The sequence below is a fragment of the Microbacterium sp. MAH-37 genome (assembly GCF_009758255.1).
GTDB lineage: Bacteria > Actinomycetota > Actinomycetes > Actinomycetales > Microbacteriaceae > Microbacterium.
The window spans coordinates 291,742-311,152 of record NZ_WSEN01000006.1; the positions used below are offsets into that span (position 1 = coordinate 291,742).

Sequence of the window (19,411 nt, forward strand, 5' to 3'; positions counted from 1 at the left end):
TGCAATCACTCACCACCGGAGGCATCGATGTCACGGGCACGCGTCAACAACTTCTCCATCTCACTCGACGGCTTCGGCACCGGCGAGGGCCTCACGAGGGAGGCACCCTTCGGGCACGCCGGTGAACGGCTGCACGAGTGGATGTTCGCCACCAGGTTCTGGCGCACGATGGCGGGCGAGGCCGGCGGCTCCACCGGGGTCGACAACGCCTTCGCCGAGCAGCACGCCACCGGATATGGCGCCGAGATCATGGGCCGCGGCAAGTTCAGCGCCGATGCCGGCCCGTGGACGGATCTCGGCACCGACGACGAATGGCGAGGCTGGTGGGGGCCGAACCCGCCGTTCCACACTCCCGTCTACGTCCTCACCCACCATCCCCGGCCGTCCCTCGAGATGGAGGGCGGCACGGTCTTCCACTTCGTCGACGCGACCCCCGAGGAGGCCCTCGCCCTCGCCCGAGATGCCGCCGGCGGCCTGGATGTGCGGATCGGCGGTGGAGTGACCATGCTGAGGGACTTCCTGGCAGCCGGGCTCATCGACGTCGCGCACATCGTGCAGGTGCCGATCCTGCTCGGGCGCGGCGAGCGGCTCTGGGACGGGCTCGAGGCGCTCGAGGAGCGCTACGAGGTCGAATCGGTGTCCTCACCGAGCGGCGTCACGCACCTGACATTCACCCTTCGCTGACGAGAGAGGAACAGCCATGACGCAGTACATCATCTACTTCAACCAGCAGTGGGTCGGCGATCACCCCGAGGAGTGGTTCGCCGAGCGCGGGCGCCTCTGCAACATCGTCGTGGACGACATGCGCGACGCCGGCGTGCTGGTCTTCGCAGCCGGCGTGGACGAGGACCTCGACGCGGCGATCACCGCGGACGACACCAGCGGCGCGCTGGAGTTCGGATCAGGTCCGTACGCACCGGGCGAGCAGTACATCGGCGGCCTGACCATCGTCGACGTCCCCGATGAGGAGGCGGCGAGGATGTGGGGCGGCAGGATCGCCGAGGCCTGCGGCTGGCCCCAGCAGATCCGCAGGGTGTACTGACCTCTACGCGGAGATCCGGTCCTGCAGCTGCCTGATCGTGTCACCGAGGATGCCGCGCGCGAGCAGCCCCTCGCCGAGCGGGCCGGAGGCGTCCGATCCCAGTGGCGGAAGCAGGCGCAGTGCGGCACGTTCTCGATCGGTGAGCTGCGCCACCTGCCAGTCGATCTCCTCCTGCACGCGCTCCGGATGCGTCGCATCCGCCAGCGAGACGGCCTTCACCGCGTATGCCGCGGCGCCCAGCGCGTGCGCCCCCATGTGCGCGACGGCCGCGGCCTGCGCGACGGACCTGGCCGCCGCGATGCCGGCCGGCGTGGTCGCGGCATTCGCCGCCCTTCCCGCGACCAGGCGCTTCCTGATCTCCTCCGCACTGCTGCTCTCGCCGGCGGTGTACGCGCGCGTGCGCGCGACCGCGTCGCGGATCGCGTCCTCGGCGGCGGCATCCGCCGCGAACAGCGGCAGCACGCGCTCCGCGCAGGCCAGCGCCCATCGGGCGACGGCGCGACGGTCGGACTCACTCAGGGTCTGGACGGATGCCACATCTCCACCTTTTCACGCGTGGGAAGGACCACATCCGACCAGGTCCACCGCACTGCGGCCTGCTCGCTCTGGCGGAGCGCGCGCCGGGCGCGCGAGTTCTCCCTCTTCGGGGTCTCGCTCGGATGCCTTCGCACCCACTCCAGCGGCACGACATGCAGCGCCAGGGTCTCGATGCCGTCGTCCGCGGCGTGTACGAAGACCACCGCATGATCTCCGACATCCCACCAGAAGGGGTTCCGCCCGGTGGCCCCGGCCTCGGCGAGCCTTCTGCCGTATCCCTCGTGATCGTCAAGGTGCCCGAGCCGGTAGTCGTGACCCCCATGAAGGTAGCCCCAGTGCATCCTGAGCTTCTCGAGCGCCTCAGCCAGCGCGGCGCCTTCACCGCGCTCATCGTGGTCTCGGACGCCTGCCATGACCAGCGGGAAGATCGCATGCCGCCCTCGATCGACGACCGGCAGCCGCCACTCCGTCCAGTCGTCGACGCCCCGCAGCAGCGCGCGCTCGATCACGTCGTGCGTCGCCTGGCAGTGCAGCCGCTGCAGTTCAGCGGTCGAGATGCCCTCCCAGACGGGAACGCGGTGCCGCATCCGCAGCAGCGGATACGGCCGGCCCTGGTCGTCTCGCGAGCTGCGCCCGACCGCGGTGAACCCACAGCGCTGGTAGAACTCCACCGCCGTCGTGTTCTGTTCGTTGACGTCGACCGCGATCGCCCCGTGGTCGAGTGCGAAGTTCAGCAGCGCAGTCCCGGCACCGCGGCCGTGCTCGGCGGCATCGACGAAGAGCATCTCCACCTTGTGATCCGCGATCCCCGCGAACCCGACGACGCGTCCGTCGCACTCGGCAACGTGCACGTCGACCTGCGGCAGGTAGTCCGAGGCGAGGTGCGCCTCGATGTCATCGCGATCCGCTGCGGCGAGGAAGTCGTGCGTCGCGTCGACAGCACTGCGCCAGATCTGCACGAGACGCGGGTACTCGCCTGGGCCGTCGACGGGGCGGATGTTCATGGACATGAGTCCCTGCCGCACCGTGCGTCGATCAGCGACTGCGCGGAGCCGGGCAGTGTGGACGGGTCGTCGAAGAACGCGCGCCCCTGGCAGATGCGCACGAGCCCCTCCCACACCTCGCGGTACAGCAGCGGGTCCGACTGCAGCCGCTCGGCCTGCCACGGCGTGAGGGGGAACAGGTACTCGCCGTCCCAATGCCCTTGCCCCACATCGAGGTCGAGGAGGAAGTCGCCGCGTCGCCGGATGATCGCGGGAGCCCAGTTCCACTCCGGACCCTGCGGGCGGAAGATCTGCTCGCTGTCGTCGGGCATCCGGAACGAGACCCGGGGCTCGGTCGCCCCGTCGACGAGTTCGCCAGCCACCGTGAGCCACACGACCGCGCCGTCCCGGACTCCCAGGTTCGTAGCCATCGACGGCCAGAGGCGCGGCGCTGCCGGGAAGTCCCATGCCACGGTTCGCGCGCTGTCAGGGTCGTAACGCGCGGTCGAGATCCCGAGCGGCCGTTCGACATGCGGTCCCAGCATGTCGAGAACCGACTGGACCTCGGCGCTGTCGATCGGCCTGCCCAGCGCACTCGCGAAGAGCTGGGCCGGGGCCGGGTGCCACATCGGTGCCGACTCGGTTCCGCGGCGTCGTCGCCGATCGCTCACTCCCGCCCCGTTGTCGGAAGGCTGTCGAACATCATCACGCTTCCAGCCTTGCACGTCGGCTGCCTCGGTGCATCCGACAGATCACGACGAGCACGACCCCCGCCGCGTACCAGAACAGGTCGAGCGCCGAGAAGCCTGTTCCGAAGGCGAGCCGGAGCGGAGGGAACGATACCGCCCATCGGGAGGGCAGCGGAGTGAGCTGCAACAGCTCCACGCCGACGCACCACGCGAGTGCGATCACACCTGTGGCCCAGCACCGCGCGCGCGGCGCGACGAATGCGACGAGCAGCGCGATCAGTGCGGCGTAGAGGACGTCGCCCAGCGCATCACTGACGGGTCCCGCCGGTGCCAGAAAATGCACGGCGAGTCCGGCGGCGACAGTCACTACTGAGGCCAGCGCGAGGAGGGGACGATGTCGTGGCCGGCGCACTCAGCCCCGCCGGTTCTCGGCGATCGCGTTTCGCACGAGCAGACGAAGCTGATCCTCGTCGACCGCCGCCCCCTCGACGAGATCGATCGCACGTACGGTTGCGCCGTCCAGTCTCGCGTTGAAAAGCCCGGCCGGATCGTCCAGTCGGGCGCCCTTCGGGAAGGTCAGCCGCACGGCCTTCTTCAGCACGTCCGCCATGCACACGTTCCCGTCACAGACCCAGGTCGCGACGCCCTCCGGTTTCGAGGGCTTGCGCCACTTGATCTCCTCGGCGATGCCCGGATCGGCACTGAGCACGACTCGCCGGAGCCCGGCGAGGGCCTCGGCCCGCCATCCGCCTGCGGCGGCGATGATGTCGTCGATCTCTTCCCCTGCGGACGATTCGATGTCGCTCATGAGTACATCCTCGCCAGGCGATCGCTCACGGGGATACTGGCGCGCCGAGCACGAGCGCGCCTGGCGCGGCACCCTCGAGCACGCCACCGACGAGTTCGACCTGCGGATGCCAGTCGTCCGCGAGCGATTCGAGGGGCTCTACGCGGACGACGCTAGGACGCCCGTCCGGACATCGGAGTGAACATGTTGATGAGGTTGCCGTCCGGATCCCGGAACAGGAGCGACCGATTGCCCCAGGGCATATCCGTCGGCTCGTTCACGAAGCCACCGACGCGGTCCCGGAGTCCCGAGTAGGCCTCGTCGACGTCGTCGACGAGGAAGTCGAGCACGACGCTGCGATTGGCACGCGACTCCGCGGCGCCCTCCCCGAGGAACCGCACGGTCGCCGTGCTCGCGATGGCCAGCACGCCTGCGGGCGTGCGAAGTTCGGCGAACAGCGGATGCCGCCGCTCGGCGCTCAGCCCGGTCACGCTCTCGTAGAAGGAGACGAGTGCATCGACGTCGTCGGTGAAGATGCGGGTGGCTGCCAGTTGCATGATGAGTCCTCGTGTTGTGGGGGAACGGCGCACGGCTGCGACCGTCGACTCGAGGCTAGAAGGAATACAGGACAAAAAGTGCCCGGTATTGGAGCAGAATCGAGTGATGGCCGATACGACCGCGCGGGCGCTGCGACTGCTCGAGCTGCTGCAGTCCGCACAGCTGCGCACCGTCGCCGAACTGGCGGACCTGCTCGCGGTCGACGAACGCACCGTCCGCCGGGACGTGGCGCGGCTCATCGAGCTGGGCATGCCGATCGAAGCCCTGCGGGGTCGATATGGCGGCTACAGAGTCGTACCTGGGCGGCGAGTCCTGCCGCTGATGTTCACCTCGGAGGAGGTGATGTCCGTGTTCCTGCGGCTCACCCGCTCACAGGCCGCGTCCGGAGCGCCTGATCTCGCTGCGCAGACTGCGCTCTCGAAGATGATGCGGGCACTGCCGTCCGCCGACGCCGGTCGGATCGGCGCGAGGCTCGGAGCGATCTCCGGCACCCTCGACGGCGCACCCGATGATGGGCCAGATCCTGCGGTCATGCTGACGCTGGCGGACGCCGTGGATCGTCACCTCGTCCTGGATCTGCGTTACGTCACTCGCGACGGCACCCCCTCGCGGCGCACCGTGCAGCCATACGGTCTCGTCGCGCACTCCCGCCGGTGGTACCTGCTCGCGTTCGACACGACCGTGCAGGAGGAGCGCACCTTCCGCGTGGACCGGATCCGCACGGCGCGCTCGACGCAGGCGACCTTCACGCCGCCCCTGAAGATCGATGCGGCAGAACGCGTCGTCGAACGCTTCGCCGACGCCGAATACCGGTGGCGGGTCGTGCTGTGCATCCGGCAGACGGAGGAGCACATCCGCACGCACCTTCCGCGGACCATCGCTCGACTCGATCTCGTGGAGCACCGAGAGGATGCCGACGGCCTCGCCACCCTGCCGTGGCATCGTGCGGAGATCCACGCCGAGAGCCTGCACTGGCTTCCGCCCGTCATCGCCGCGCTCGGCTGCGACGTGGTGATCGAGTCCCCCGACGAGCTTCGTGAACAGGTCAGGCTCGCCGCCACGCGGATGCTGGATGCGGCCGGCAGCTCACGAGCCCCGTAGGGATCGAGCCGCGCCGCTCACAGCCACGCCCAACTCATCGGAGTGACAGTATTGCGGTAACCGAGCCGACAAGGAGCGTCATGCATCGCACAGCCAAGCTCGTCCCTGCGCTCGCCGCCCTGGCTCTGACGGCCGCCGCGCTTGCCGCGTGCACCGCCACAGCGCCGGCGACCGTCCAGACGCCCGAGGCATCTGCTCCCACGGCGACTGCCAAGCCGGTTTCCGAAGCGAAGCCGACGTCGACGCCGACCGCGCCGGAGACCTGCTCCGGCCTGTCTCAGGTCTACAGCACCACCGGAGGCCTGTACTGGGAGCGCCGGGGCACTCTCAAGGATCTGGGTGCCCGTGAGTTCGCGCGGGGCGAGGTGGCTGTCGACGACGAAGGCATTCCCGTGACGTACACCGTCGAGCCCGGCGACGTCGTGGCCGTGGTCGCTGAACGGCTCTGCGCGTACCCGACTCTCGATTCGATGAACCACAGGCGGGACATCCACCCCGGCCAGGTGCTCTGGCTCACGCCAGACCCCACGTCACCCTGGGTCGACTACTACGGCCCCGATGACGCGCCTGCCGGATTCAACCAGATCCCGTACCAGCGGGCCATCGAGGCTGCGGGCAGGGCGGTGGATGCCGGTGACGTGGAAAGCGTGCGGGTGATCTGGAACGACACGCTGAAGGGCATGTTCACGAACCAGGAGACCATCGACGCCGTCCAGAAGGTGGTCGACTCCGGCGACCTCGACGCGCTGCGCCAACTGTTCTCCTGACGCCCGCCAGCGGTGCAGCGCGGCAGGGGGTGTGATCCCCGACTGCGACACAGCTCCACGACGTCGCCGATTGCATAACGAATTCCTCGTACTCGAACCTTGGCTTGGCCCGGTAACAGCGTTCTAGACGCGATTTGGGCGACTATGCTCACTGACGCCACCACACAACATCCGCGGATGACCCGCGCACGGCTGCTCCAGATCGAGTCGACCCCGCCACGATCGATTTCTCGCCGCATCCCAGGCGAGAACGCCGATGGCCTTCGAGCACGTATCAATGTGGTCGAGGTGGCACAACACGGCGTCAGTTTCGAGATCGAGAGGTGGCACGTGTCCGATGCCCCGGACGCTGCGCGACAGATCCGCGCCTGCGCCGGCGAAAGACCCTCGAGGCCACCGGGATCGGAGCCGACGTGCACACGCCACCCACGAGTACGGGGAGAACCTCGAACGCATCGTCAAAGTCCTGTCCGCACCGCAGCCGCGCACCCGACTCTGCTTCAACGACTCCCCTAAGTCCACGCTCGCCACCCTGCGCCGAGCACTGGCTCGAGGAGCGCTGCGCCCCGGAGGGGCGGTTCCGCCGCCGCCGGCCCGGTGTCGTGAGTTCCGAACGGTCTCACGCGGGTACGCATCGTGCTTGCGGTTCTCTCGACCACTCGACCCTACGCGGCCTCAGAGATTGGCCGGATTCGAATTTAGTAGGGGGGACGCAGATATCGATGATCCCGATCTGGTCTCCACCGAGGCCCTCGCGAGGACCGCCTCCGCGAGTTTCTGGCTGCGCTTCGCGCACCCCACGTGGAAAGCAACTACTTAGTGCTTCCAGGACGGACAGCGCGCAAAAAGCGACGATCCCTTCACACAGTTCTGAGACTTGCGCGCGACCGCTTCCCAAATACCTAACCAACATCACCGACTGGGAGCGAACGAATAAGCGAGCAAGCGTGCTACGCATTCCTCGAAACAACAGCCTTTTGAATGGACCGATAACTGTCGTATGATCGCTCTCGTATTCGCACACTTTGAGGATTAAACCGAGAACTTTCAGAGTCCTCTAAGGATACAAGCGCGCGGTACAACGGGTCAAAACGCAACTTGTCAACACTCCAAACACCACAAAGAACTTGTTGGTCAATCCAAGAAGAAACGACCGACTCAAAGACGAACTGATTCACTGTTCGCACCGTTGAAGCAACAGTCGCGATGACCTCATGAACCGCGCCGGGCTCCGCGAACGATATCCAATGCCCTCGCGGTACCCCTAGATTCTTCGCGTTGTGCCCCGAAATATACCCACCAGCGTGAACCGCGCAGTGACGAATGTGAGATACGCGTTCGAAATCGGCAAGCAGAGTATCGAGCGTACTATTCTTCGCCACAGGCTTTCCAAGAAGTCTCTTCAGCCACTCAGTCACAGTCGTTCTTGACGAAAAACTCTGTTTGTCCAAAACGCCACGAAGAGCCTCCGAGGGATCACCTTCAAACACGAATTCCATGCGGGTATCTAGTTCATAACTTCGCTCAGCCGCGAGCGGACACAATGTGACGACATCGGCGAGAATCGAGCGCACAAAATCTTCGGCAATTGCTACAGCTGATGCCGTCAATATGAGCCCATGCTGCGGCTCCCAGTCCGCGCTTACCGAACCCGTCATTCGAGTCACAACGACAAGGTTGCTTATCGCGCGATCGACGGCCGAAACGGCTGTCGCCTTGTCCCGACTTGACTGAGAGACTCGGCCCGCCAGAGACTCATTCCCGACACTCATGCCAGACGCGAGACAGGTCATCGGTAACGAATGTGACATTACAGCGTAACAAATTCTTCTGCGCGGGCTTTGATGCGCCCCGACCAAGTCTGCCCGATACTTGGCACCTTTCGAAGTTCGGCCCCACCGTCATCTAACAGCACATCCTGCACTACGCGCATTTTTGTGTGTTGCTCAATTCTCTCCAGCTTCAAGGGCGGCAATCGCAAGCTTTCAAGTGGGGAGCTGAGCATTTCCCTGTATACAGATTGCTCCTGTAGCGCGGTCCCGCATTTATAGCAAAAGATCGCATCGTCGCTGATTCGCTGACTTCCACATTTAGGACATGGAGACAGATTTAGGCGGCATCTCGAAAGGTCATCCTTGTCGAGCAGGCGCCCCACCTGGCGTCGGACGAAATCATCCGCGCTCTGGCGCTTCAGAGCGAGCCCGTAATCCTCAACCGATGGACTCTGCCCCAGAACCAACGAATTCTCCGCAATAAGCAATGAACTGTGAATTTGAACTCGCTCATACCGCTCGTTACCGCGCGACACCGGGCCAATGCGCCGAACAACACCGGCGTATTCGAGCAAAGAGACAACCTGTGTGAAGTCGCTGTCCCACGGATGCCCGACCGCAACCCCGACATACTTTGGACCTTGCTTCGGTCGTTCCCGGTTGGTTTCCTGAATCGCCCTAAGCATACGATCTTGAAGTTGAAGTCCGACTTCGATGAAGTTATCGTACCGCGGCAGCTTACGAGCAATCTCCTCAAAAAGTTGCCTGACCCGGACCGAGTTATCTCGGACGGCAGTGCGAACCCTTTGCACAGTTGGTGCCGCGATCGCACCTGACGCGCTCTCATCGAAATCACCGAACGCGTCGGAGAGAATATTGAGGAAGTTTCGCGGAAGGCCAAACGAAGCAAATGCCGCCATGTTGACCAATTCGGGCCGAACGTCCGGACGAAGTGCCTCTGGAATCCGAGCCTCGAAAATCGCGCGCATCGTGTTGAGATACTCAGCGGAATCGGGGCGGATCCACACCTCAATCTCTTCCGCTTCGTGGCCAACGTTGAAGAACGGACTGTATGACGTTACACCCGGGTATATTGCCGCCTTACATGCGACGACCCGAGACCTGAGTGCACGGAAGACCTCAAAGAACTCGCGCTGCTGTTGCTGCATGAATGCATGCGCCGCATCATCCATCAAGAGAACCGCCCGCGACCGCCCCGCTTGTTCGCACCACGACTCAAGTTTGGTCAATAACTCAGCAGGCGCGATTTTTGGCGGAGCCGATGTCGGTTGCTGCCCTATCGATGTCTGAAGCTCGTTGAGGTGCACTCGCCCGACGCGCGCAAGCTCTCTCAGGTCTGCCGGTGAGGCGTCTCCGAATCCTTCGTCAACGGCGACAATAATCTTGTAGACCAGCCATTGCCGGAAGTGTTCGATGGCCTGCCCTGACCGCAACATGAGCGGTTCAAGAGCCAAGTGCTGCGAAAAGTTGATATAGGCAACGACAACGTTGTCGCGGCCGCGCAGGCGATAGTAGGCGCGCTTAAGGTAGTTTGACTTTCCTGACCCTCTCGGCCCTTTGAGGAGCTTCGGTCCGGGTCCCATTAGGCGTCGAAGGACCGCCTCATCACCAGGTACCGGAGCAGTCAGACGCTCAAGCTCAGCTTCTGAAAGGTCCTCGGCCCGCAACGTGTACAGGGCTTCAATGTCCGCATCAGGGTGCACGTTCGGAATGCTCACAACAGACAACTTACCGCGACGATCAAACTCTCGTCAGCCCGACGGCGATCGCCGGCGCCTGCCCCGCTTCAAGTCCGCCGATCTCGCACAGAGTCAGTCGCTCGTCGAGGTCGTCACGCAGTTGGCGGAGCGCACGGTTGTACCCGGCTAAGTCGCATTGGCATGGCTGCTCGCTCAGGAGCGCTGGATCGTTGCTATCCCTGGCACTCATCTAGCCACTCGCCTCGAAGAGAACTTCGCCGCCACCTCCGTCAGGCTGTCAGCGGATGATCTCCCCAACTTGAACGGCCTCGCAGCACGGATTGATGTGAAAGGTGACCGCTACAACAGCCAGCACATCGCCTATGTGAACTGCAGCAATGCGAATGCGTGCTGCAAAACCGGAACCCGCCACAACCCGCACCGAAAGTATCCGCCCGAATGCCAGATCAGGTAACAAATCAGACGTTGAAGCGGAACTCCACCACGTCGCCGTCCTGCATGACGTAGTCCTTGCCCTCGAGACGGGCCTTGCCCTTCGCGCGGGCCTCGGCCACAGAGCCGGTGTCGACCAGGTCCTGGAACGAGATGACCTCGGCCTTGATGAAGCCCTTCTCGAAGTCGGTGTGGATCACGCCGGCCGCCTGCGGAGCCTTGTCGCCCTTGTGGATCGTCCAGGCACGTGCCTCCTTCGGACCCGCCGTGAGGTAGGTCTGCAGGCCGAGGGTGTCGAAGCCGATGCGGGCGAGCTGGTCGAGGCCGGACTCGTCCTGACCGGTCGAGGCCAGCAGCTCCGCGGCATCCTCCGGGTCGAGGTCGATGAGCTCGGACTCGATCTTCGCGTCGAGGAAGATCGCCTGCGCGGGGGCGACGAGCTCGGCGAGCTCGGCCTTGCGCGCAGCATCCGTCAGCACGGCTTCGTCGACGTTGAAGACGAAGATGACCGGCTTCGAGGTGAGCAGGCCCAGCTCCCTGATCGGCGCGAGGTCGATGCCGCTGGTGGACAGCAGCTGACCGCGCTCCAGCGCGTCCTTCGCGGCGGTCGCGGCCTCGAGCACCGAGGGGTCGGCCTTCTTGCCCCGCACCTCCTTCTCGAACCGCGGGGTCGCTTTCTCGAGCGTCTGCAGGTCGGCGAGCATCAGCTCGGCGTTGATGGTCTCCAGATCGCTCTTCGGGTTGATCGCCCCGTCGACGTGCACCACGTCGTCGTCGGCGAACCCGCGCACCACCTGCGCGATCGCGTCGGCCTCGCGGATGTTGGCGAGGAACTGGTTGCCCAGCCCCTCCCCCTCGCTCGCGCCGCGCACGATGCCCGCGATGTCGACGAACGACACCGTCGCGGGCAGGATGCGCTCACTGCCGAAGATGTCCGACAGCGTGTTCAGCCGCGGATCGGGCAGGCTCACCACGCCGACGTTCGGCTCGATCGTCGCGAACGGATAGTTCGCCGCGAGCACGTCGTTCTTGGTCAGCGCGTTGAAGAGGGTGGACTTGCCGACATTGGGCAGGCCGACGATACCGATAGTGAGAGCCACGGGAGTCGATTCTACCGGGGGTCGCTACTCCAGCCGTTCCCAGTGCCCTTCCGACACCACGTCGACGTCCGCGCCGTCGACGCGGATCGCGGTCTGGTCGTCGATCGCGTACGCCGGACCGTCCATCCCCTCCGCCCACTTCCGCGCGTGGGCCAGGGTGTTCTCGGGGAAGCCCGGGTAGTCGAGGTGCGGGAAGATCGTGAAGTCCACCAGGCCGAGCGTGCGGTCGCCGGTCTCGGAGCCGTCCCAGGACACGAACTCGGGACCGATCCGCGGCGTCATCACCATGCTGCCCGCGCTGATCCCGACCCAGACGGTCTCGGCGAGGCGCGGGAACAGGTCGAGCAGTCCCGACTTCCGGATCCAGTGCGCGAGATAGGTCGCGTCGCCGCCGTCGACGAGCAGCGCGTCGGCGCCCTCCACCCAGGGCTTCCACCGTTCCCCGGCCATCGACGGCAGCGCGGTCAGCTCGAGCAGCCCCACCGACTTCCAGCCGAGCGCGGTCATCGAACCGGGGCCCGCGATGCATCGCAGAGTCAGCTCCGGCCCGCACATCGGATGCCCGTACTGCGCCGTCGGGATGTACAGCGCCGTCGACTCCTCGATCGGCTTCCCGAGCATCTCGACCAGAGCCGCACGGATGCTCGGATTGGTGACCCCGCCCGAGGTCAGCAGGAGCTTCATCGCCCGCGCCGGTTCAGCCGCGCACCGCGCGGAAGGCCGCGGTGACGTACGGCAGATCGATCGTGCGATCGCCGACGACGCCCAGTTCGTCGAACAGGTCGTGCATGCCCCGCTCGATGCTCGCCTTCTTCTCCTCCGATGCGGTGATGATGTAGCTGCGCGATCGCGCCATGTGCAGCAACTGCTCGCGGGTCATGGTGCGCGTCCATTCCCATCGCCGCGACTCGACGCCCGCGAACGGCGCGGCGATGGTGGGGCCGTCGCCCGAGATCATCTCCTCCGCGGGACTGCCGCTCATGATCAGCGTGAGCCTGCGCACCCAGTCATAACGCTCGTCACGCACGTTCCAGATCAGTCCGAGCACGCCTCCCGGTCGCACGACCCGGCCGATCTCGGCGGAAGCCGGCACCGGATCGACCCAGTGCCAGGCCTGCCCCAGCACAACCGCGTCCACCGACGCATCCGGCAGCGGCAGAGACTCGGCCGTGCCCACGAAGGTCGGCACCTGCGGCGACTGCACGTGCAGAGCCGCCAGCATCTCGGCATCCGGGTCGACGGCGACCACCTCGCCCTCGGCCGCCTCGGCGAGCACGCGCGTGAGCTTCCCCGTCCCGGCGCCCACGTCGGCGACCCGGCGTCCGCCCTCGGGCAGTCGCTCGAGCATCCAGGCGACCGCTTCGAACGGGTAATCCGGGCGCCCCGCCTCATAGCTGCTCGCCGCCGTCCCGAATGAAGTCGCACGCTCGCTCATGCTCATGTCGTCAGCCTACGGCGCGCCTCGGACGCACGCGAGAGGCGGGAGGAGAGAGTGAACACGTGGCTCTGGACTTCACTGCGATCGACTTCGAAACGGCGAACTCCAGCCCGGCCTCCCCCTGCCAGGTGGGCCTCGTCCGGGTCCGCGGCGGCGAGGTCGTCGCCCAGACCGGATGGCTGATCCGCCCGCCCGCGGGCTACGACGACTTCCAGGAGTGGAACGTCCGCATCCACGGCATCCGCCCCGAGGACGTCGTCGGCGCCCCCACCTGGGAGGCGCAGATCGACCGCCTGCACGCGTTCGCGGGCGGCGACGTGCTCGTCGCGCACAACGCCGGCTTCGATCTGAACGTGCTGCGCCGCTCCTGCCAGGCCACGGGCCTGGACGCGCCGCACTACCGGTCGCTGTGCTCACTCGCCGTGGCGCGCAAGACCTACGAGCTCGAGTCGTACCGGCTGCCGAAGGCCGCCGAGGCGGCCGGGTTCGGCGAGTTCCCGCACCACGACGCGCTGGCGGATGCCCGGGCCTGCGCCCAGATCGTCATCGACGCCGCCCGCCGCGCCGGGGCTGTCGACGTCGACGCGCTCTCCGCGGCACTGAGCGTGCCGGTGGTGGAGTTCGCTCCCCTGCTCGCGGAGCGCGCCGCGGCCTGAGCGCGGTCGCGGGCGCTGCGGCGCGCCGGAAGAGCGCTCCACGGGAGGCGATGTCGGTGGGCGGCGGCATCATGGGGGCATGGATGCTTCAGCTGTCGCCCTCGCGCTGGTCGCGCTGATCGTCGGCGCCGCCGGCGGGTGGTTCATCGCGCGCTCCCGATCGGCCACCGCGCTCGCCCGTGCAGAGGCCGAGGTCGCCGCATTGCGCGATGACCGCGATCGGCAGTACGACCTCTACCGCGACGCCGTCGAGCACTCGCGCGCCGAGCAGCAGGCGGCCGCCGAGCGTGCAGAGCGCGAGAACGCGGTCCTGACCGCGATCGCGCCCGTGCGCGAGAGCCTGCACCGCATGCAGCAGACCGTCACCGCTCTGGAACAGGACCGCCAGGTCCAGTTCGGCACGATCAGCGAGCAGCTGCGTCTCGCGCAGGAGTCGGATGAGGCGCTGCGCGCGACCACGGAGTCACTCGCCGGTGCCCTGCGCTCGACGGCGACGCGCGGCGTGTGGGGCGAGGCGCAGCTGCGCCGCGTCGTCGAGGCCGCGGGACTCACCCGCCACGTCGACTTCGACCTGCAGACCACGATCTCGTCCGACCGCGGTCAGGGCCGCCCCGACATGGTCATCCGTCTCGCCGGCGGCGCCTCGATCGCCGTCGACGCCAAGGTGCCGCTCGATGCCTACCTCGAGGCGAGTGCGCTCGGCCTGAACGCCGACGAGGGAACCCGGCGCGCGCTCATGCAGAAGCACGTGAAGGCGCTCCGCGCCCACATCGACGCGTTGGCGAAGAAGGCCTACTGGTCGGGACTCGAAGCCGGCCCCGAGTTCGTGATCTGCTTCCTGCCCAGCGAGTCGCTGCTCGCCGCTGCCATCGACGAGGATCCGACGCTGCTCGAGCACGCGTTCGGCAAGCGGATCGCCCTCGCCTCGCCTGTCAACCTGTGGGCGGTGCTGAAGACCGTCGCCTACACCTGGTCGCAGCAGGAGGTCTCCGACGAGGCTCGCAGCCTGCTGAACCTCGGAACCCAGCTCTACGACCGCCTCGGCACTCTCGCAGGGCATGCCGATGACCTGCGCCGCGCTCTGGAGCGCACGATCGACAGCTACAACAAGTTCGCGGGTTCGCTGGAGAGCCGGGTGCTGGTCACCGCCCGCCGCTTCCCGGGTGTCGACCAATCGGCGCTCGGTGCGCCGGCTCAGCCCGTACTGACCCCCGTGCGACGGTTCACCGCGGAGGAGCTGCTCGAGAGCGCGGAAGGCACGCACGAGAGCGACTCAGACGCCTCAAGCGAGACGATGTTCTCCGACATCGGCGAGCTGCGCGCCCGCCTCGGTCACGACGAAGCCTGACCAGGGCCGGCGTGGGTCAGGCGCCGCCCGGCACCCACCACAGCAGGGCGCACACGATGCCGGAGCTGGCGAAGAAGGCCCCGATCATCCACCAGACGCTGACCTCGTGCCCCTCGTCGCGCCGCTTGCGGAACAGGACGTCCGCGCGACGGGCCGGATCGACCACAGCGGCCTGAGCGCCGGGAGCCGGCGTGGACAGCTTCACGACCGTGCCCTCCGGCAGGTCGCTGACGCGCAGGATACGGCCGGTCTCGGTGGTGACGTGCGCCTCAGGGACGGCCTTGCCGGCCTGGTCCTTCTGCGATGTCATCGTGCGTCCTCCTCGTTCCGACCGCGAAAGCGCGATCACGACCTGCCCATTCTGCCAGCAGCACCTGGAAAAGTGCGTACTGAGGGCCGTGTCAGAGGTTCAGAGCCACTTCGAGACGAGGTGCTCCGACGAGATGCGCCGCAGCGTTCCGGACGCGCCGCGCAGTACGACGCTCTCGGTGTAGACGTACCCGCCCTCGCGGCGCACACCCGAGACCAGCTGCCCGTCGGTGACGCCCGTCGCCACGAAGAGGGTGTTGTTGCCCTTGACCAGATCGTCGGCCTCGTACACCTTGTCCATGTCGAGGCCGGCGTCGATGCCGCGCTGTCGCTCGTCGTCGTCGCGGGGCCAGAGCCGGCCCTGGATGTGGCCGCCGAGCGCCTTGATGGCGCAGGCCGTGACGATGCCCTCCGGGCTGCCGCCCACGCCGATGCACATGTCGGTGCGGGCGTTGTGCCGTGCCGCGTTGATGCCGCCGGCGACGTCGCCGTCGCTCATCAGTCGCGTCCCGGCACCGGCCTCGCGGATCTCAGCGATGAGCTGCTCGTGTCGCGGGCGGTTCAGCACCGAGACCACGATCTCGTCGACGGGCTTGTCCATGGCGGCGGCCAGACGGCGGATGTTCTCGCCGACGGGGAGCCGGATGTCCACGACGCCGACACCGGCAGGGCCGGTGACGAGCTTGTCCATGTAGAACACGCTGGACGCATCGAGCATGGTGCCGCGGTCCGAGACGGCGATCACCGAGAGCGCGTTCTGGCGCCCCGCGGCGGTCAGCGATGTGCCGTCGATCGGGTCGACGGCGATGTCGCACTCCGGTCCACTGCCGGTGCCGACGGTCTCGCCGTTGAAGAGCATCGGGGCGTTGTCCTTCTCGCCCTCACCGATCACGACGCGACCCTGGAAGTGCACCGTGCCGAGGAAGGCGCGCATCGCGTCAACGGCCGCGCCGTCCGCAGCCTCCTTGTCACCGCGTCCGATGAACGGCACCGCGCGGATCGACGCGGCCTCCGTGGCGCGCACCAGTTCGAGTGCGAGGTTGCGGTCGGGACGAAGGGGGCTGAGATCAGCAGTGAGGCTCACCATGCCGGTCAGCATAACCAGCGAGGAGGGGATAATCGGCGAGTTTCACGCTCTCACGAGCGAAGGAAATACCGTTCTTAACATCAGTGAAGAGCGTGACGATTTCCGAGCGCTTCACAGGGAAAGCATCCGCGCTCCTCCCCGGCTAAAGTGAGGCTGAAACCGCTCATCGATCGCAGGAGTTTTCATGCCCGTTGCCACCCCGGATCAGTACGCCGAGATGCTCGATCGCGCGAAGGCCGGCGGCTTCGCCTACCCCGCGTTCAACGTCTCCAGCTCGCAGACGATCCACGCCGTCCTCCAGGGTCTGACAGAGGCCGGTTCCGACGGCATCATCCAGGTCACCACCGGCGGCGCCGACTACTTCGCAGGCCAGACCGTCAAGGCCCGCGCCACCGGCGCGCTCGCCTTCGCGAAGTTCGCCACCGAGGTCGCCAAGTCTTACCCCGTGACCGTCGCGCTGCACACCGACCACTGCCCCAAGGATGCCCTCGCCGGCTTCGTCGAGCCGCTGATCGCGGCGTCCGAGGAAGAGGTGAAGGCCGGGCGCAACCCGATCTTCCAGTCGCACATGTGGGACGGCTCGGCCGTGCCGCTGGCCGAGAACATCGAGATCGCCCAGAACCTGCTCCCCCGTATGAAGGCGATCAACGCCATCCTCGAGGTCGAGATCGGCGTCGTCGGCGGCGAGGAGGACGGCGTCGCGCACGAGGGCTCGAACGAGGCCCTGTACACCACCTTCGGCGACGTCGACCAGGCCGTTCAGGCCCTCGGCCTCGGCGAGCAGGGCCGCTACATCGCCGCCCTCACCTTCGGCAACGTGCACGGCGTCTACAAGCCGGGCGGCGTGAAGCTGCGCCCCGAACTGCTCGGCGAGATCCAGCAGCAGGTCGCCGCGAAGTACAACACCGGCGCGAAGCCGCTGGACCTGGTCTTCCACGGCGGCTCCGGCTCGACCGACGAGGAGATCGCTCTCGCCGTCGCGAACGGCGTCGTGAAGATGAACATCGACACCGACACGCAGTACGCGTACACGCGGGCGATCGCCGACTACATGTTCAAGAACTACGACGGCGTCCTCAAGGTCGACGGCGAGGTGGGCAACAAGAAGGTCTACGACCCGCGCGCCTGGGGCAAGGTCGCCGAGACCGCCATGGCCGCTCGCGTGATCGAGTCGACCCGCCAGCTCGGCTCCCACGGCCAGTCCAAGAGCTGACGATCCCAATGGGTCGCTGAGCCTGTCGAAGCGAACACGGATGCCCCGGACCGCACGGTCCGGGGCATCCGTCGTTCCAGGCTCAGCCGCGGATCAGCGTCCCGTCGGCCTTCAGCACCCACCAGATGCCGCCGACGCCCTGCCCGTTCACGTCACCGGCGGCCGAGTCGCCGGCGAAGGTGTACAGCGGCCAGCCGTCCAGCGTGACCTGGTGCTTGCCGTCGGGGGTGTCGATCGTGCCGACCTCGCCAGTGACGCCGTCGACCTTGGGCGTCGCCCCGTCCGACAGGATCGGCGGCCACTTCGCCAGGCACTCGCCGGTGCAGGCACTGGTGTCGGCGCCCTGCGTGTCCTTGTCGTACATGTACGCCGTCATCCCGTCACCGGTCACGACCACATCGCCGAGCGACGTGCTCGCCACACCGAGGGCGGTGCCCGAGGACGATTCCGACCCGCCGCCGGTCCCGTAACCGTCGTCCGTGTACGACCCGTCGCCGGATGAGCTCGTCGGTGCGGCCGAGTCCGGCGACTCGGCGGGGCCGCCGGAGCAGCCGGCCAGCAGGAGTGCGAGGGCGATGCCGCCGATCGCCAGAACCTTGCGCATGATGTCGTCCCTTCGTCCGGCCTCGGCGAGGCCTCTCCTCGGGAAACGATGCGGAAGCGGAAACGGTTCAGTCGAACGCGTGCCTGACCATGACCGTCCCTGCGGCGTCGAGGATCTCGATCGAGCGGATGTCGGATGCCGCCAGTGCCGTACCCGCCGACAGCCTCGCCGCAGCACCCGCCTTGACGTTCCAGGTGGACAGCGTGGTGGTGTTCCCGTCGACGTCCGTGACGGCGAGCACGTAACTGCCGGTGGCAGAGCCGTAGCCGTCGTACTCGCAGACCAGATCGAGCTTCGTACCCCAGGGCACGGACGTCAGCGCCACCTCGGCCGAGACCGGTGCACCGGCGACCGGCTCCAGTGCGATCGCCTCCGCGGGCCGCGGCATCAGCATCGAGACCGACACGACCACGCCCACGACGACCGCCGCGGCGATCCCGCTCGCCCACGCGGCGACCCGGCGGCGGCGACTGCGCCGTGCTCGCGCGGCCGCGAGCACCCGCACCGGGCCGGCATCCGCGGCGTCCTGATCGTCGACCGACTGCGCGTCATCCGCACCGAGCCGCGAGAGCAGCGACACCGTCGGCCCCAGCTCCGCCACCGCGGCGCGGCATGCGGCGCAGTGCGCGAGGTGCTCCTCATACTCCGCGCGCTCCGCGGCCGAGAGCGCGCCCAGCGCATATGCGGCATCCCATGTGGCGTACCGCTCGTGATCGACGCTCACCGGGTCACCCCTCTCTCCTGCAGCGCGAGCCGCAGGGCTCGCAGTCCGTAATGCATCCGGGACTTGACCGTCCCCTCCGGGATGCCGAGTTCCCTGGCGAGCTCGCCGACGCTCCTGCCGCGGTAGTACGCGGCGATCACCACCTCGCGGTGCTCTGGGCTCACTGCGGCGAGCGCATCCTGGATGAGCATGGCGTCGAACAGACGGTCGGTCTCGTCGTCGGCGGCGCGCTCTGGCAGGTCGGCCACGGCGTTCTCGTGGCGGTGCCGGGCGCTGCGCGCGTCGTCGATGACGATGTGCCGCGCGACCGTGAACATCCAGGCGCGGCAGGTGGCCGGGTCCTGCTCGAGCACGCGCGGCGTGCGCCAGGCGCGCAGCAGCGTCTCCTGCACGACGTCGTCGGCGGATGCCCGGCCGCCGAGGCTCGTCACATAGCGCCGGATGGGACCGGCGTGCAGCTCGTACAGCGCGGTCAGCCGTTCGTCATCCTGTTCACTCACGGATCCCTCCTCACGTGGGTAACGAGGCGGAGTGCTCGGAAGT

The 19,411-nt window shown here is 67.1% G+C and carries 24 protein-coding genes; 9 read left to right on the plus strand and 15 right to left on the minus strand.

What is annotated here, in order from left to right:
• Positions 1–27: 27 nt before the first annotated feature.
• Positions 28–684 (plus strand): dihydrofolate reductase family protein, encoded by a 657-nt coding sequence (locus GON06_RS07210; protein WP_157311605.1) that lies wholly within the window; start codon positions 28–30, stop codon positions 682–684.
• Between the two features lie 16 nt (positions 685–700).
• On the plus strand, positions 701–1,042 hold the full coding sequence (locus GON06_RS07215; protein WP_157311606.1) for a YciI family protein: 342 nt from the start codon (positions 701–703) through the stop codon (positions 1,040–1,042).
• 3 nt (positions 1,043–1,045) lie between these two features.
• On the opposite strand, the gene GON06_RS07220 is transcribed toward GON06_RS07215, so the two are convergent.
• From GON06_RS07220 to GON06_RS07240, 5 genes are all read right to left on the minus strand, one after another.
• Positions 1,046–1,579: a putative immunity protein gene (locus tag GON06_RS07220; protein WP_332837251.1), complete on the minus strand. Its 534-nt coding sequence runs from the start codon at positions 1,577–1,579 to the stop codon at positions 1,046–1,048.
• Entirely contained in the window at positions 1,558–2,583 is a 1,026-nt protein-coding gene (locus GON06_RS07225) for an acetyltransferase (RefSeq protein WP_198346639.1), read from the minus strand. The genes GON06_RS07220 and GON06_RS07225 overlap by 22 nt, the downstream gene beginning before the upstream one ends.
• Complete coding sequence (locus GON06_RS07230) at positions 2,580–3,191, minus strand: hypothetical protein (RefSeq protein WP_157311608.1); 612 nt, start codon at positions 3,189–3,191, stop codon at positions 2,580–2,582. Before GON06_RS07230 ends, GON06_RS07225 begins: the two co-directional genes overlap by 4 nt.
• Before the next feature lie 76 nt (positions 3,192–3,267).
• Positions 3,268–3,618, minus strand: a complete 351-nt coding sequence (locus GON06_RS07235) for a ribosomal maturation YjgA family protein (RefSeq protein WP_157311609.1) — start codon at positions 3,616–3,618, stop codon at positions 3,268–3,270.
• A gap of 45 nt (positions 3,619–3,663) precedes the next feature.
• Entirely contained in the window at positions 3,664–4,059 is a 396-nt protein-coding gene (locus GON06_RS07240; RefSeq protein WP_157311610.1) for a DUF1801 domain-containing protein, read from the minus strand.
• Here GON06_RS07240 and GON06_RS07245 point away from each other — a divergent pair.
• Complete coding sequence (locus GON06_RS07245) at positions 4,058–4,240, plus strand: hypothetical protein (RefSeq protein ID WP_157311611.1); 183 nt, start codon at positions 4,058–4,060, stop codon at positions 4,238–4,240. The genes GON06_RS07240 and GON06_RS07245 overlap by 2 nt on opposite strands.
• Here GON06_RS07245 and GON06_RS07250 read toward each other — a convergent pair.
• Positions 4,212–4,595, minus strand: a complete 384-nt coding sequence (locus GON06_RS07250; RefSeq protein ID WP_157311612.1) for a VOC family protein — start codon at positions 4,593–4,595, stop codon at positions 4,212–4,214. The genes GON06_RS07245 and GON06_RS07250 overlap by 29 nt on opposite strands.
• 106 nt (positions 4,596–4,701) lie before the next feature.
• Between GON06_RS07250 and GON06_RS07255 the strand changes: the two genes are divergently transcribed.
• Both GON06_RS07255 and GON06_RS07260 read left to right on the plus strand, forming a co-directional pair.
• Complete coding sequence (locus GON06_RS07255) at positions 4,702–5,697, plus strand: helix-turn-helix transcriptional regulator (RefSeq protein ID WP_157311613.1); 996 nt, start codon at positions 4,702–4,704, stop codon at positions 5,695–5,697.
• Between the two features lie 80 nt (positions 5,698–5,777).
• Positions 5,778–6,464 (plus strand): hypothetical protein, encoded by a 687-nt coding sequence (locus tag GON06_RS07260; RefSeq protein WP_157311614.1) that lies wholly within the window; start codon positions 5,778–5,780, stop codon positions 6,462–6,464.
• Between the two features lie 1,810 nt (positions 6,465–8,274).
• Here GON06_RS07260 and GON06_RS07265 read toward each other — a convergent pair.
• Positions 8,275–9,975 (minus strand): hypothetical protein, encoded by a 1,701-nt coding sequence (locus tag GON06_RS07265; protein WP_157311615.1) that lies wholly within the window; start codon positions 9,973–9,975, stop codon positions 8,275–8,277.
• A gap of 157 nt (positions 9,976–10,132) precedes the next feature.
• Between GON06_RS07265 and GON06_RS19155 the strand changes: the two genes are divergently transcribed.
• Positions 10,133–10,411 (plus strand): hypothetical protein, encoded by a 279-nt coding sequence (locus GON06_RS19155; protein WP_157311616.1) that lies wholly within the window; start codon positions 10,133–10,135, stop codon positions 10,409–10,411.
• A gap of 4 nt (positions 10,412–10,415) precedes the next feature.
• Here the strand turns inward: GON06_RS19155 and ychF are convergent, their stop codons facing one another.
• The 3 genes from ychF to GON06_RS07285 are packed head-to-tail and all read right to left on the minus strand — an operon-like array spanning position 10,416 to position 12,930.
• Entirely contained in the window at positions 10,416–11,489 is a 1,074-nt protein-coding gene (ychF, locus tag GON06_RS07275; RefSeq protein ID WP_332837252.1) for a redox-regulated ATPase YchF, read from the minus strand.
• 24 nt (positions 11,490–11,513) lie between these two features.
• Positions 11,514–12,173: a Type 1 glutamine amidotransferase-like domain-containing protein gene (locus GON06_RS07280; protein ID WP_157311617.1), complete on the minus strand. Its 660-nt coding sequence runs from the start codon at positions 12,171–12,173 to the stop codon at positions 11,514–11,516.
• Between the two features lie 13 nt (positions 12,174–12,186).
• A complete protein-coding gene (locus GON06_RS07285) occupies positions 12,187–12,930 on the minus strand; it encodes a class I SAM-dependent methyltransferase (RefSeq protein ID WP_157311618.1) in 744 nt (247 codons plus the stop codon).
• A gap of 59 nt (positions 12,931–12,989) precedes the next feature.
• On the opposite strand from GON06_RS07285, the gene GON06_RS07290 reads away from it, so the two are divergent.
• Entirely contained in the window at positions 12,990–13,583 is a 594-nt protein-coding gene (locus GON06_RS07290) for a 3'-5' exonuclease (protein ID WP_332837253.1), read from the plus strand.
• A gap of 79 nt (positions 13,584–13,662) precedes the next feature.
• The gene (locus GON06_RS07295; protein WP_157311620.1) at positions 13,663–14,931 is read left to right on the plus strand and encodes a DNA recombination protein RmuC; all 1,269 of its coding nucleotides are present in this window, start codon (positions 13,663–13,665) and stop codon (positions 14,929–14,931) included.
• Positions 14,932–14,947: 16 nt separating this feature from the next.
• Here GON06_RS07295 and GON06_RS07300 read toward each other — a convergent pair whose 3' ends face one another.
• Both GON06_RS07300 and glpX read right to left on the minus strand, forming a co-directional pair.
• Positions 14,948–15,241: a hypothetical protein gene (locus GON06_RS07300; RefSeq protein ID WP_157311621.1), complete on the minus strand. Its 294-nt coding sequence runs from the start codon at positions 15,239–15,241 to the stop codon at positions 14,948–14,950.
• Positions 15,242–15,340: 99 nt separating this feature from the next.
• Positions 15,341–16,327 carry a class II fructose-bisphosphatase gene (gene glpX / locus GON06_RS07305; RefSeq protein WP_157311622.1) on the minus strand — a complete coding sequence of 329 codons (987 nt, stop codon included), beginning with the start codon at positions 16,325–16,327 and terminating at the stop codon, positions 15,341–15,343.
• A gap of 184 nt (positions 16,328–16,511) precedes the next feature.
• On the opposite strand from glpX, the gene fbaA reads away from it, so the two are divergent.
• Positions 16,512–17,540 (plus strand): class II fructose-bisphosphate aldolase, encoded by a 1,029-nt coding sequence (gene fbaA, locus GON06_RS07310; RefSeq protein ID WP_157311623.1) that lies wholly within the window; start codon positions 16,512–16,514, stop codon positions 17,538–17,540.
• 82 nt (positions 17,541–17,622) lie between these two features.
• Here the strand turns inward: fbaA and GON06_RS07315 are convergent, their stop codons facing one another.
• The 3 genes from GON06_RS07315 to GON06_RS07325 form a co-directional block, all read right to left on the minus strand.
• Positions 17,623–18,144, minus strand: coding sequence for a COG4315 family predicted lipoprotein (locus GON06_RS07315; RefSeq protein WP_157311624.1), 522 nt, complete (start codon positions 18,142–18,144; stop codon positions 17,623–17,625).
• Between the two features lie 67 nt (positions 18,145–18,211).
• Complete coding sequence (locus tag GON06_RS07320) at positions 18,212–18,868, minus strand: anti-sigma factor family protein (RefSeq protein ID WP_157311625.1); 657 nt, start codon at positions 18,866–18,868, stop codon at positions 18,212–18,214.
• The gene (locus tag GON06_RS07325; protein WP_332837254.1) at positions 18,865–19,368 is read right to left on the minus strand and encodes a sigma-70 family RNA polymerase sigma factor; all 504 of its coding nucleotides are present in this window, start codon (positions 19,366–19,368) and stop codon (positions 18,865–18,867) included. The genes GON06_RS07320 and GON06_RS07325 overlap by 4 nt, the downstream gene beginning before the upstream one ends.
• Positions 19,369–19,411: the final 43 nt, after the last annotated feature.